Here is a 12,594-nt window from a genome sequence, read left to right as displayed (position 1 = left end):
GGGGCTAGAGATTATCCCCTACTCGATTGATGTGGATTTGGATCAATCTTATTTAAAAGGGATAAATCATAGATACAGTGAACGCATAACACTTTATTTCAGCCTTATGTTTCTTCGTAGTTGATTACCTCATATTCCTTGTATTCGCTTACACAAAGTATTATAATATGATTATAGGAAAGAAGGTGTTCTTATGTGGAAAAAATATTTTTCAAAATATAAATGGACTGATTTATTTTGGATACTATTTGTTATTTTGACCTGCCTCTATATAGGTAACCATGATTTGTTTCCTCTCAATCATCAAGAAATCTCTCTTCGAGGTAGTTTCTGGGGGTCTGTACTTGCCTTATATCAATTGCTATTCATTGATAAGTTTGTAATTTCGAATCGAAAATAAAGATTAGAGCTATGCTTGACTGTGTACTTTTATGATTGATTTTGGAGGGAAGATTTTGTCTCTGTTATTTATTATTTTAAATTTATCTATTTTGTACAAGATTTATTCTTTGAGGCGGGAGAAATCGAAATACTTGATTTATACGGCCTATATCATATTTGGGGCAAATGTAGTATATGCTATTCAATGGTTATTAAAAGAGCTGATTTCAACTATTTCCACTTAATATGTATGGAAACTCCAGTGATTTTTGCATAACAAAACGCATAAGATTAAGGTTTTGACCACCTGTTCTTATGCGTTTTTGTAATATTGGAGATTTTCGGTAAGTTTTATACCTTTGGGAATTCTAGTTTAGAATGCTTTCCCAACCAGAATCTCTGCCTCAATGGTAATCTCTGTCAGTTGGCTCCAGTCAATCTTGGTCTGGTCAACGTGAAAGAGGAGAGGAGTCATACTGAGTAAGGCTTGGAGTTGTTCTGCTGTGATAGTCTTAGTCAGAGAGGCAGTTTGACTAGATAGGATGGTAAAGTGTTCTTGGAAATGATTTTTGATGTCTTGATTAGAGTAATCCTTGTTTGTCAGCTGGTTCTGTACCTTCTGACGGATTTCCTTGAGGTGATTTTCAGTTGGGATAACCTTTATCAAGATACCGTCTTTGGATAAAACGCGACGAAATTCTCCATAGTTGGCAGGTGAGAAGATATCAAGCAAGATATCCATGCTGGCGTCTTTTATAGGAAGACGAGCTAAGTCGCTAACGAACCAATTGACTGCCCAGTTGGGTTCGCTCTTGGCAGCGATTTGGACGGAATCTTTGGAGATGTCAAAGGCATAGAAAGTTTTTTCAGAGTGACTTTCTTGTAGTTTGCGAGAATAGAAACCTTCACCACAACCGATATCCAAAATTGTTGTGGTAGTTTTTGAGCTTGCAAGCAAGTCAGATACAGCATCTAAGATAGCTTGGTAAAAGCCGGATTCTAGGATTTGTTGGCGGTTTTGAAAATTTTCCTTGTCATAGTTAGCAGATTGCTTGATTTGAGGTGCTAGATTGACATAGCCAAATTTCGCCAAGTCAAAAGAATGACGGTTGCAGCACTTGAGACTAGTCTCTACCAGAGTCAGATTTTCTTGACAGATAGGACAGGCAAAGGCAGTCGCAGAAGCAAAACGTTGAAGTTTGGGTTTGAGATTTGTATTCATAGTTTAAGTGTATCAAAAGAGGCAAATGAAAGCAACTTTAGGAATAAGTAGATGGGAGATTCAGTAGAAATAAAACTAATTCTCCAATTTATAGAATAAAATTGCTTTTATATCTAAATTGCTATATAATAATAGCTAGGAGGAAATAAGTATGTTAAAAGAAGTATTGACCGTCGCAAAAGTTGCGAAAAAATCATCACTCTTTTTAGGTGGTGTTGCATTTGGTACCCTTGGTTTGAAAATCTTGGCAAGTAAGGAAGCTAAAAAAGGTTATTCTAAAGCTTTGGCTAAGGCTTACAAGTTGAAAGACGAGCTAGATGCATCTGTTTCTGTTGTGAAGCAACATGGAGACGATGTCTTGCAAGATGCCAAATATTTGTACGAGCAAGAGAAAAAAGAAGAGCAATTAGATAGCCTTATAGGAGAATAATATGTCTTTTAAAGTGCTACATAGAGGATACCAACATATCCGACTATCATCTTCTTTTTCACTCACCTTGGATATTCAAGACTATCTTCGTTCCTTGGCGAGAGATGAAAAGGGGATTGAGTCTATCCAGTTTTACATGGATCAACAGCACTTTACTCTACGCATAAAAGAAGGCTTTTCTGTATTAGATAATGCAGAAGCCTTTTTAAAAAGAATTGATAAAGGGAAAGTTTCTGAGTTGATGACTCTTCCCATTCGTAGAGAAGAGAGTGCTTATTCTATTGTTTCAGGTGCAGCGGTTAAGCGTGTACTTTTTCGTAGTTTTGTGCCATATCCTATTCGCTATATATGGACTTGTTATCAGGCTTTTGGCTATATTAGAGAAGCCTATCAAACACTAGCGCGTAAGGAACTAACGATGGAGGTTTTGGACTGTTCGGCGATTTTATTATCTTTGTTTATGAACCAATCCAAGACGGCAAGTAATATCATGTTTATGCTTGATTTGGGGAATCATTTAGATCAGTGGTCCTTGAAAAAAACGGCAACAGATTTAGAACAAAGCCTTCTTGCAAAAGAGAGCGATGTATTCTTAGTACAGGGCGATACGGTTGTTAGTATCAAGAGTTCCGATGTTCAAATAGGAGATGTCTTGGTCTTATCTCAAGGAAATGAAATTCTGTTTGATGGACAAGTAGTTTCAGGTTTAGGTATGGTCAACGAAAGTTCCTTGACGGGAGAGAGTTTTCCAGTTGAAAAAAGAGAGTCTGATTCGGTTTGTGCAAATACAGTATTAGAAACTGGAGAGTTACGCATTCGTGTAACCGATAATCAGATGAACAGCCGGATTTTACAACTGATTGAGTTGATGAAGAAATCTGAAGAAAACAAGAAAACGAAACAACGCTATTTCATCAAGATGGCGGACAAGGTCGTCAAATATAATTTCTTGGGGGCTGGGCTGACTTACCTATTGACAGGTTCTTTTTCTAAGGCTATTTCTTTCTTATTGGTCGATTTCTCCTGCGCTTTGAAAATCTCTACTCCTGTAGCTTATTTGACAGCTATCAAGGAGGGGTTGAACCGTGAAATGGTGATTAAGGATGGGGATGTTCTGGAGAAATATCTGGAAGTCGATACCTTCTTATTTGATAAGACGGGAACAATCACAACTAGTTATCCTATAGTTGAAAAGGTGTTACCTTTTGGAGACTATAGTGAGGAAGATATTCTCAGAATCAGTGCCTGTCTTGAGGAACACATTTATCATCCTATTGCTAATGCCATTGTCAAGCAAGCTGAGATAGAGGGGATTGAACATGAGGAAATGCATGGGAAACTTCAATATATCGCAAGCAAGGGAATCAAATCTCATATAGATGACCAACCAGTTCTTATTGGAAATTATGTCTTGATGCAGGATGAGCAGATTCATATCAGTTCAGAACAAAATGCTTTAATTGAAGAGTACAAGAGTCACTACAATCTCTTATTCTTGGCTTATCAGAATGAATTGATTGGAATGTTCTGCATTCATACTCCTTTGAGAAAAGAAGCAAAAGCAGCCTTGGAGAAACTTAAGGCACAAGGGAAAAAATTGATTCTGGCAACAGGGGACACCTTGGTTAGGACAGAGGAATTAGTCAAAGATTTGCCCTTTGATCAGGTTTATACAGATTTGAAACCTGATGGGAAATTTGAGTTAGTAGAGGAACTGCAGAAAGCAGGTCACACTATTTTGATGGTTGGGGATGGGTTGAATGACTCAGCTGCTCTAACCCTATCAGATATCGGTGTGGTGATGAATGAGAGTGCAGATATTTCTAAGCAGATGAGTGATATCTTATTGTTAGATAATCGTTTGGATTTCTTCCAAGAGTTGGATTGGCTATCATCATCTTTGCAAACACTCATCAAGAAGAATATTCAAGATACTGTTGTCGTAAATAGTAGTTTGATTGGCTTTGGCTTGTTTAATTGGCTCAGTCCTTCAAATCTCTCTATCTTACATAATCTAACAACCTTACGCATAGTCCTGCGTAGCCTGTCTATTAAAAATAGATAGATGAGAGCTATTCACAGCAAAAAGGAGTTACCTTTCTCGAGGTTAACTCCTTTGTTTATAGGTAAATGTTGAACAATTTAGTAAGTCAATACAAAGTATTTTTTCTTACCACGACGGATAACAGTCAGTTCGTTCTCTAACTTATCTGCGTCAGTCAAGACATAGTCAAGGTCTTGGATGCGGTCGCCGTTGACGTAGATAGCTCCGTTTTGGACGTCTTCACGGGCTTGGCGTTTTGAGTTAACCACACCAGATGACACGAGGAGTTCTACGATATTGTGGTTTTCGTCTGCCTGTACTTGGTAGTTTGGTACACCACGAAGTCCTTGTTTGAGTTCTTTAACAGAAAGATTTTTGATGTTTCCTGCAAAGAGTTGCTCAGTGATGTTGAGGGCTTCTTTGTAAGCTTCTTCGCCGTGAACAAGTGTAACGACTTCACGAGCCAAGACTTTTTGAGCCAAGCGTTCGTGTGGCGCTGCTTCAAATTGTTTACGGATTTCTTCAATCTCATCAAGTGACAAGAAAGTAAAGATCTTCAAGAAGCGAACAGCGTCAGCGTCCATAACGTTCATCCAGAATTGGTACATTTCATATGGGGAAGTCTTTTCAGGATTGAGCCAGACGGCATTTCCTTCTGATTTACCAAATTTCTTACCAGTTGCATCTGTGATGAGTGGCACAGTGATAACGTGGCCAGTCTTGTCAGCCTTACGACGAAGCAATTCTGTACCAGCTGTCATATTTCCCCACTGGTCAGAACCACCGATTTGAAGAGTGACATTGTGGTCTTGGTTAAGGACGAAGAAGTCGTACCCTTGCATGATTTGGTAAGCGAACTCAGTGTAAGAAATCCCTGTTTCAATCCGTTTTTTCACAGACTCCTTACTCATCATGTAGTTGACAGTGAAGTATTTTCCGATATCACGGAGGAAGTCAATGAAGCTGATGCTGCCAAACCAGTCGTAGTTGTTGACCATGACAGCTTTATTTTCACCATTTTCAAAGTCAAGAAAACGAGAAAGTTGTCCTTGGATAGACTTGACCCAGCCATCTACTGTGTCTTTTGTTTGGAGACTACGTTCAGCATCTTTGAAGGACGGATCTCCGATGAGACCTGTAGCACCGCCAACGAGCGCATAAGGTTTGTGACCTGCTAGTTGCAAGCGACGACTTGTCAAGATTGCGACAAGGTGGCCTAGGTGAAGACTGTCAGCGGTTGGATCGTAGCCAGTATAATAAGAAACTTGACCTTCTTCTAGGGCTTTACGCAAAGCTTCTTCATCAGTCGTTTGAAAAATCAAACCACGCTCTTTTAGCTCATCAAAAATGTGCATGTGTCTTTTCTCCTTTTTAAAATTATTGTTTCTACCTATTGTATCACAAACTTGGGCAATAGCCTAGTAGAATAGGGAAGAAAGTGGCTATTTTATTGAAAGTTTACCTTTTATGGTATAATAGATAGAGTGAGGAAATCCATGCAAAATCAATTAAATGAATTAAAACGAAAAATGCTGGAATTTTTCCAGCAAAAACAAAAAATAAAAAATCAGCTAGGCCGGCCAAGAAAGGTTCAAGTGCTGAGAAATCTAAATCCTTAGAGAAGCCAGCCATTTTTCCAGCTATTTTACTGAGTATAAAAGCCTTATTTAACTTACTCTTTGTACTCGGTTTTCTAGGCGGAATGTTGGGAGCTGGGATTGCTTTGGGGTACGGAGTGGCCTTATTTGACAAGGTTCGGGTGCCTCAGACAGAAGAATTGGTGAATCAGGTCAAGGACATCTCTTCTATTTCAGAGATTACCTATTCGGACGGGACGGTGATTGCTTCCATAGAGAGTGATTTGTTGCGCACTTCTATCTCATCTGAGCAAATTTCGGAAAATCTGAAGAAGGCTATCATTGCGACGGAAGACGAACACTTTAAAGAACATAAGGGTGTAGTGCCCAAGGCGGTGATTCGTGCGACCTTGGGGAAATTTGTAGGTTTGGGTTCCTCTAGTGGGGGTTCAACCTTGACCCAGCAACTGATTAAACAGCAGGTGGTTGGAGATGCGCCGACCTTGGCTCGTAAGGCGACAGAGATTGTGGATGCTCTTGCCTTGGAACGTGCCATGAATAAGGATGAGATTTTAACGACCTATCTCAATGTGGCTCCGTTTGGCCGAAATAATAAGGGGCAGAATATTGCAGGAGCTCAGCAAGCAGCTGAGGGAATTTTCGGTGTAGATGCCAGTCAGTTGACTGTTCCTCAAGCAGCATTTTTAGCAGGACTTCCACAGAGTCCCATTACTTACTCTCCTTATGAAAATACTGGAGAGTTGAAGAGTGATGAAGACCTAGAAATTGGCTTAAGACGGGCTAAGGCAGTTCTTTACAGTATGTATCGTACAGGTGCCTTAAGCAAGGACGAGTATTCTCAATACAAGGATTATGACCTTAAACAGGACTTTTTACCATCGGGCACGGTCACAGGAATTTCACGAGACTATTTATACTTTACAACTTTGGCAGAAGCTCAAGAACGTATGTATGACTATCTAGCTCAGAGAGACAATGTCTCCGCTAAGGAGTTGAAAAATGAGGCAACTCAGAAGTTTTATCGCGATTTGGCATCCAAGGAAATTGAAAATGGTGGTTATAAAATTACTACTACCATAGACCAGAAAATTCATTCTGCTATGCAAAGTGCGGTTGCTGACTATGGCTATCTTTTAGACGATGGAACAGGTCGTGTAGAAGTAGGGAATGTCCTGATGGACAACCAAACAGGTGCTATTCTAGGTTTTGTAGGTGGCCGTAATTATCAAGAAAATCAAAATAATCATGCCTTTGATACCAAGCGCTCACCAGCTTCTACTACCAAGCCTTTGCTTGCCTACGGTATTGCTATTGATCAGGGCTTGATGGGAAGTGAAACGATTCTCTCTAACTATCCAACAAACTTTGCTAATGGCAATCCGATTATGTATGCTAATAGCAAGGGAACAGGAATGATGACCTTGGGAGAAGCTCTGAACTATTCATGGAATATCCCTGCTTACTGGACCTATCGTATGCTCCGTGAAAAGGGTGTTGATGTCAAGGGTTATATGGAAAAGATGGGTTACGAGATTCCTGAGTACGGCATTGAGAGCCTGCCGATGGGTGGTGGTATTGAAGTCACAGTTGCCCAGCATACCAATGGCTATCAGACCCTAGCAAATAATGGTCTATATCATAAAAAACATGTAATTTCTAAAATTGAAGCAGCAGATGGTAGAGTGGTGTATGAATATCAGGATAAACCAGTTCAAGTCTATTCAAAAGCTACTGCGACGATTATGCAGGGCTTGTTGCGAGAAGTTCTATCCTCTCGTGTGACAACAACCTTCAAGACGAATCTGACTTCTTTAAATCCTACTCTGGCTAATGCAGATTGGATTGGGAAGACTGGTACAACCAACCAAGACGAAAATATGTGGCTCATGCTTTCGACACCTAGATTAACCCTGGGTGGCTGGATTGGGCATGATGATAATCATTCATTGTCACGTAGAGCAGGTTATTCCAATAACTCTAATTACATGGCTCATCTGGTAAATGCGATTCAGCAAGCCTCCCAAACATTTGGGGGAACGAGCGCTTCGCTTTAGATCCTAGTGTCGTAAAATCCGAAGTCTTGAAATCAACAGGTCAAAAACCAGGGAAGGTTTCTGTTGAAGGAAAAGAGGTAGATGTTACAGGTTCGACTGTTACCAGCTATTGGGCTAATAAGACAGGAGCGCCAACGACCAGTTATCGCTTTGCTATTGGTGGAAGTGATGCGGATTATCAGAATGCTTGGTCTAGCATTGTGGGGAGTCTACCAACTCCATCAAGCTCCAGCAGTTCAAGTAGTAGTTCTAGCGATAGCAGTAACTCAAGTACTACACGACCTTCTTCTTCAAGGGCGAGACGATAATTCTCTAAATGAAGTGGCTAATCAATGGATTGCCACTTTTTTCTTTTTTCCTTTCGTGTTACAATAAAGGTATGAATCAGTATCAGAAAAAGATTATTAAAGGAACCATTTATTCGCTCCTATCCGGCTTAATCTGGGGAATCTGTGGAATTTTAGGAGAATATTTCTTCACCCATTACCAGGTGTCTTCTGGCTGGATTACCTCTATGCGTTTGACACTGGCAGGGAGTCTTGTACTCATTTGGTCAGCAATGCAATTAAAATCGCAAGTGCTAGATATTTGGCGAGACAAGAAAAATTATCTACCCTTTTTAGCCTATGCTATTTTGGGAATTTTTTCAGTTCAGTATTTTTTCTATCTCTGCGTAGAATACTCAAATGCAGCGACAGCAACTATTTTACAGTTTATCAGTCCTGTCTTTATCCTCTTTTACAATCGCTTGGTTTATCAAAAACGAGCGTCGAAAAGCGCTATTTTCTATGTTTTGGTTGCCATGCTGGGTGTTTGCTTGATGGCGACAAAGGGAGATATCTCTCAGTTATCCATGACACCACTAGCCCTTATAACAGGTCTGCTGAGTGCCATGGGTGTTATGTTTAATGTTATCTTACCTCAACCTTTTGCTAAGCGCTATGGTTTTGTTCCCACGGTTGGGTGGGGGATGATTTTGGCCGGTTTATTTAGCAATGTCCTCTCGCCGGTTTATCAGCTTTCCTTTACTCTGGATATTTGGAGTATCTTGATTTGCCTTATTATCGCTTTCTTTGGTACAGCTTTTGCTTTTTTTATTTCCATGAAGGCGGTGTCCTTGGTTTCTCCCTTGGTGGTTTCCGTTATCAGTGCCAGTGAACCTCTCTCTTCTGCCCTCTTGAGTGTTTTATTTTTAGGATTGGTAGTGGATTGGTCCCTTCTTCTAGCGATGGCCTTGATTATTTTACCTATGATATTTTTGTCTATAGAAGAAGCGAAAGAAAGTAGATAAAAAGTCTTTTCTTAATTCTAAAAGTGTGCTATACTAGAATAGTCAATAAAACACGGGGAGATAGTTGTGAAGAGTGTTTTTAGGTTGTATCGGTAGGGGCTTGCTTTTACCGACAGCACGTTTTATCTCACATCCCTAAAAAATCATACCTAAAAACAGACAAAAAGGCTTCAAATTTGAGGCCTTTTTTGGTAGAATAGGTATCATTATAAAGAATGAGAGGCCTTTTATGACTGCTACAAAAATGAATGCTCAAGAAATTATCCAATTTATCGCTAATGCTGAAAAGAAAACCAGTGTTAAAGTAACCTTTGAGGGACAACTCGCAGCTGCTGTACCAAGCTCTGTTGTCAAACTAGGGAATGTTTTATTTGGAGACTGGAAGGATGTTGCTCCGCTTCTCGAAGGTTTGGTAGAAAATCAAGACTATGTTGTTGAGCAAGATGCTCGTAATTCTGCAGTTCCCTTGCTAGATAAACGTGCTATCAACGCTCGTATCGAGCCGGGTGCGATTATTCGTGATCAAGTAGAAATTGGTGACAATGCTGTTATCATGATGGGAGCCGTTATCAATATCGGTGCTGAAATCGGTGCAGGAACCATGATTGACATGGGTGCCATCCTTGGTGGCCGTGCCATCGTTGGGAAAAATAGTCACGTTGGAGCAGGTGCAGTTTTGGCAGGTGTGATTGAGCCAGCTAGCGCAGAACCAGTCCGTGTTGGAGACAATGTTCTCATCGGTGCCAACGCAGTGGTTATCGAAGGGGTCCAAATCGGTAGTGGTTCAGTTGTCGCAGCAGGAGCTATTGTTACCCAAGATGTTCCAGAAAATGTGGTAGTGGCAGGCGTTCCAGCTCGCATCATCAAAGAGATTGATGCCCAAACCCAACAAAAAACAGCGCTAGAGGATGCGCTTCGTACCTTGTAATTGTAAAAGAAAAATAGAGGCGGAACCCTTTTCCAGCCTCTTTCTGCTATATAGGAGGATAGATAGATGTTAGATTTGATTCAGACTAGACGAGATTTGCACCAGATTCCAGAGATTGGCTTGGAGGAGTTCAAGACTCATGCTTATTTGCTAGATGTGATTGAGAAATTGACTGCGGGCAAGGATTTTGTTCAAATTCGTACTTGGCGGACAGGTATTTTGGTTTATTTGCAGGGAAGTCAGCCAGAGCGTACTATTGGTTGGAGAACAGATATTGATGGCCTGCCTATTGTCGAACAAACAGGATTTCCTTTCGCTTCTCAGCACCAAGGTCGTATGCATGCTTGTGGCCATGATTTCCACATGACTATTGCCTTAGGCTGTCTTGAGCGCGCCCTTGAGGAACAACCTAAAAATAATCTACTCTTCCTGTTTCAGCCTGCTGAAGAAAATGAAGCTGGTGGCATGCTCATGTATGAGGATGGCGCTTTTGGAGACTGGTTGCCAGACCAGTTTTATGGCCTCCATGTTCGGCCAGATTTGAAAGTCGGCCAGATTGCGACTAATACTCATACACTCTTTGCAGGAACTTGCGAGGTGAAGATTCGTTTCAAAGGTAAAGGAGGACACGCAGCCTTTCCACATGAAGCTAATGACGCCTTGGTGGCGGCTAGTTACTTTGTGACCCAGGTGCAGTCAGTTGTCAGCCGCAATGTCAACCCAATCGAGGGAGCAGTGGTGACCTTTGGTCTTTTCCAAGCTGGAACAACCAATAATGTCATCACAGACACAGCCTTTTTGCATGGAACCATTCGGGCTTTGACACTGGACATGAGTCTTTTGGTGCAAAAAAGGGTCAAAACAGTTGCAGAAGGTGTTGCAGCCGCCTTTGGTATGGAAGTCGAAGTGGAACTCAAACAAGGGGGTTACCTGCCTGTTGAGAATAATCCAGCCTTGGCGCGTGAACTGATGGACTTCTTTGAAGAAAAAGACGGAATCGAGTTGATTGATATCGAACCTGCTATGACAGGTGAAGACTTTGGTTATCTCCTTTCAAAAGTTGATGGCGTTATGTTCTGGCTTGGTATAGATAGTCCCTATGCCCTTCATCACCCTCAGATGAATCCTAAGGAAGAAGCCTTAGCTATTGGGGTGGATGCGGTCTCTAGTTTCCTGAAAAAGAAGGCAGCAGAGTAGAGGAATTATCTATGAAAGCAGAACTACGCAAGAAAATTTTGCAAGAAATGAAGGCTATCCCTCGAGAGCAAAAACAGGCTATGGATCAAGCTTTAACGGATCAATTTTTGAAACATCCCTTCTACCAAGAAGCCAAGGTCATCGCAACCTATCTCTCTTTTCCTCATGAGTTTCAAACGCAGGGATTGATCGAGCAGGCTCTGAAGGATGGCAAGAGGGTTCTGATACCCAAAACCTATCCCAAGGGGCGCATGGACTTTGTGGTCTATGATCCGCAGCAGTTGGTAAAAACTTCCTTTGGATTACTGGAACCACAGGGAGATTTAGAAGTAGTGGATGCTTCTCAGATTGATTTGATTCATGTTCCTGGTCTGGCTTTTACGACGGAAGGCTATCGTATTGGATACGGCGGAGGTTATTATGACCGCTATCTGGAATATTTTTCTGGTCATACTTTGAGTACGGTTTATCATTATCAAATTCAGGACTTTATTCCTGAAAACCATGATATTCCTGTTCAGGAGGTACTGATTGATGAAAGAAATCTTTGATAGGCGTTACCCTGTGACGAGTTTCTTCCTCTTAGTGACGGCCTTGGTATTTCTACTAATGTTGGTGACCACAGGTGGAAACTTTTACAGGGCAGATACCCTATTTCGATTTGGAGCCATGTACGGGCCTGTCATTCGTCTCTTTCCAGAGCAGGTTTGGCGTCTCTTCTCTGCCATTTTTGTTCATATTGGTTGGGAGCATTTCATTGTTAATATGCTTTCGCTCTATTATCTTGGTAGGCAAGTAGAGGAGATTTTCGGATCCAAGCAGTTTTTCTTTCTCTATCTCTTATCAGGAATGATGGGCAATCTCTTTGTTTTTGTATTTAGTCCTAAATCCTTAGCAGCAGGTGCATCCACCTCTCTTTATGGGCTATTTGCCGCGATTATTGTTCTTCGCTATGCAACTCGCAATCCTTATATCCAACAGCTAGGACAGTCTTATCTGACACTTTTTGTGATTAACATTATTGGAAGTGTTTTGATTCCAGGAATCAGCCTAGCAGGCCATATCGGAGGAGCAGTTGGTGGCGCATTTCTAGCAGTTATCTTTCCAGTTCGAGGCGAAAGACGGATGTATAGCGCTAGCCAGAGATTAGGAGCGGTAGTCTTGTTCGTAGGACTCGCAGTCTTACTTCTCTACAAGGGAATGGGATGAAAATTTGTGTAATGAAAAAAGATAAGGCAATTTTTTGAACCTTATCTTTTTTGTTTTATTCCTTCTCAGCCAATTCTTTTCCAAGTTGGATGAGGTAATCTTTCAAGTCATCTTTGACTTGTGGGTGTTTGAGGGCGTAGTCAATAGATGTTTTCATAAAGCCAAACTTATCCCCAACGTCGTAACGAGCTCCTGTAAATTCACGGGCAAAAACACGCTGTGTTTTATTGAGCGTATCAA

Annotated in this window: 10 protein-coding genes and 2 pseudogenes; 9 read left to right on the top strand and 3 right to left on the bottom strand. The window is 41.0% G+C overall.

Annotation, left to right across the window (positions count from 1 at the left end):
- Window positions 1–193 precede the first annotated feature (193 nt).
- The gene (locus SMIDD26_RS13620) at window positions 194–400 is read left to right on the top strand and encodes a hypothetical protein (RefSeq protein ID WP_061439893.1); all 207 of its coding nucleotides are present in this window, start codon (window positions 194–196) and stop codon (window positions 398–400) included.
- A gap of 354 nt (window positions 401–754) precedes the next feature.
- Here the strand turns inward: SMIDD26_RS13620 and SMIDD26_RS09115 are convergent, their stop codons facing one another.
- Window positions 755–1,603 carry a putative RNA methyltransferase gene (locus tag SMIDD26_RS09115; RefSeq protein WP_061439892.1) on the bottom strand — a complete coding sequence of 283 codons (849 nt, stop codon included), beginning with the start codon at window positions 1,601–1,603 and terminating at the stop codon, window positions 755–757.
- Between the two features lie 151 nt (window positions 1,604–1,754).
- Between SMIDD26_RS09115 and SMIDD26_RS09110 the strand changes: the two genes are divergently transcribed.
- A complete protein-coding gene (locus tag SMIDD26_RS09110) occupies window positions 1,755–2,033 on the top strand; it encodes a DUF6110 family protein (RefSeq protein ID WP_000910909.1) in 279 nt (92 codons plus the stop codon).
- A gap of 1 nt (window position 2,034) precedes the next feature.
- Window positions 2,035–4,098 carry a heavy metal translocating P-type ATPase gene (locus SMIDD26_RS09105; protein ID WP_061439891.1) on the top strand — a complete coding sequence of 688 codons (2,064 nt, stop codon included), beginning with the start codon at window positions 2,035–2,037 and terminating at the stop codon, window positions 4,096–4,098.
- Between the two features lie 77 nt (window positions 4,099–4,175).
- On the opposite strand, the gene tyrS is transcribed toward SMIDD26_RS09105, so the two are convergent.
- A complete protein-coding gene (gene tyrS / locus SMIDD26_RS09100) occupies window positions 4,176–5,432 on the bottom strand; it encodes a tyrosine--tRNA ligase (RefSeq protein ID WP_061439890.1) in 1,257 nt (418 codons plus the stop codon).
- A 141-nt stretch (window positions 5,433–5,573) separates the two neighbouring features.
- On the opposite strand from tyrS, the pseudogene pbp1b reads away from it, so the two are divergent.
- The 6 genes and pseudogenes from pbp1b to SMIDD26_RS09070 all read left to right on the top strand — a co-directional run bounded on the left by pbp1b (window position 5,574) and on the right by SMIDD26_RS09070 (window position 12,354).
- Window positions 5,574–8,037 (top strand): annotated as a pseudogene (gene pbp1b / locus SMIDD26_RS09095) (penicillin-binding protein PBP1B).
- Between the two features lie 71 nt (window positions 8,038–8,108).
- On the top strand, window positions 8,109–9,020 hold the full coding sequence (locus tag SMIDD26_RS09090) for a DMT family transporter (protein ID WP_061439889.1): 912 nt from the start codon (window positions 8,109–8,111) through the stop codon (window positions 9,018–9,020).
- A 229-nt stretch (window positions 9,021–9,249) separates the two neighbouring features.
- Entirely contained in the window at window positions 9,250–9,948 is a 699-nt protein-coding gene (gene dapD / locus SMIDD26_RS09085; RefSeq protein ID WP_061439888.1) for a 2,3,4,5-tetrahydropyridine-2,6-dicarboxylate N-acetyltransferase, read from the top strand.
- Window positions 9,949–10,014: 66 nt separating this feature from the next.
- On the top strand, window positions 10,015–11,145 hold the full coding sequence (locus tag SMIDD26_RS09080; RefSeq protein ID WP_061439887.1) for an N-acetyldiaminopimelate deacetylase: 1,131 nt from the start codon (window positions 10,015–10,017) through the stop codon (window positions 11,143–11,145).
- A gap of 11 nt (window positions 11,146–11,156) precedes the next feature.
- Window positions 11,157–11,696, top strand: coding sequence for a 5-formyltetrahydrofolate cyclo-ligase (locus SMIDD26_RS09075; RefSeq protein WP_061439886.1), 540 nt, complete (start codon window positions 11,157–11,159; stop codon window positions 11,694–11,696).
- Complete coding sequence (locus SMIDD26_RS09070; RefSeq protein ID WP_061439885.1) at window positions 11,680–12,354, top strand: rhomboid family intramembrane serine protease; 675 nt, start codon at window positions 11,680–11,682, stop codon at window positions 12,352–12,354. The genes SMIDD26_RS09075 and SMIDD26_RS09070 overlap by 17 nt, the downstream gene beginning before the upstream one ends.
- Before the next feature lie 55 nt (window positions 12,355–12,409).
- On the opposite strand, the pseudogene SMIDD26_RS13315 reads toward SMIDD26_RS09070, so the two are convergent.
- Window positions 12,410–12,594, bottom strand: a pseudogene (locus SMIDD26_RS13315) (UTP--glucose-1-phosphate uridylyltransferase); the annotation flags it as partial.

It is taken from the genome of Streptococcus mitis, from assembly GCF_001579035.1.
Taxonomy (GTDB): domain Bacteria; phylum Bacillota; class Bacilli; order Lactobacillales; family Streptococcaceae; genus Streptococcus; species Streptococcus mitis_J.
Note: the sequence above shows the minus strand (reverse complement) of the source record. Positions and strands in the feature narration are given on the sequence as shown.

Bases quoted from the DNA above. Each gene is read 5' to 3' on its own strand.
- SMIDD26_RS09075 (WP_061439886.1), top strand. From the start codon at position 11,157: ATGAAAGCAGAACTACGCAAGAAAATTTTGCAAGAAATGAAGGCTATC.
- SMIDD26_RS09090 (WP_061439889.1), top strand. From the start codon at position 8,109: ATGAATCAGTATCAGAAAAAGATTATTAAAGGAACCATTTATTCGCTC.
- SMIDD26_RS09115 (WP_061439892.1), bottom strand. From the start codon at position 1,603: ATGAATACAAATCTCAAACCCAAACTTCAACGTTTTGCTTCTGCGACT.
- SMIDD26_RS09110 (WP_000910909.1), top strand. From the start codon at position 1,755: ATGTTAAAAGAAGTATTGACCGTCGCAAAAGTTGCGAAAAAATCATCA.
- SMIDD26_RS09080 (WP_061439887.1), top strand. From the start codon at position 10,015: ATGTTAGATTTGATTCAGACTAGACGAGATTTGCACCAGATTCCAGAG.
- SMIDD26_RS13620 (WP_061439893.1), top strand. From the start codon at position 194: ATGTGGAAAAAATATTTTTCAAAATATAAATGGACTGATTTATTTTGG.
- SMIDD26_RS09070 (WP_061439885.1), top strand. From the start codon at position 11,680: ATGAAAGAAATCTTTGATAGGCGTTACCCTGTGACGAGTTTCTTCCTC.
- SMIDD26_RS09105 (WP_061439891.1), top strand. From the start codon at position 2,035: ATGTCTTTTAAAGTGCTACATAGAGGATACCAACATATCCGACTATCA.
- tyrS (WP_061439890.1), bottom strand. From the start codon at position 5,432: ATGCACATTTTTGATGAGCTAAAAGAGCGTGGTTTGATTTTTCAAACG.
- dapD (WP_061439888.1), top strand. From the start codon at position 9,250: ATGACTGCTACAAAAATGAATGCTCAAGAAATTATCCAATTTATCGCT.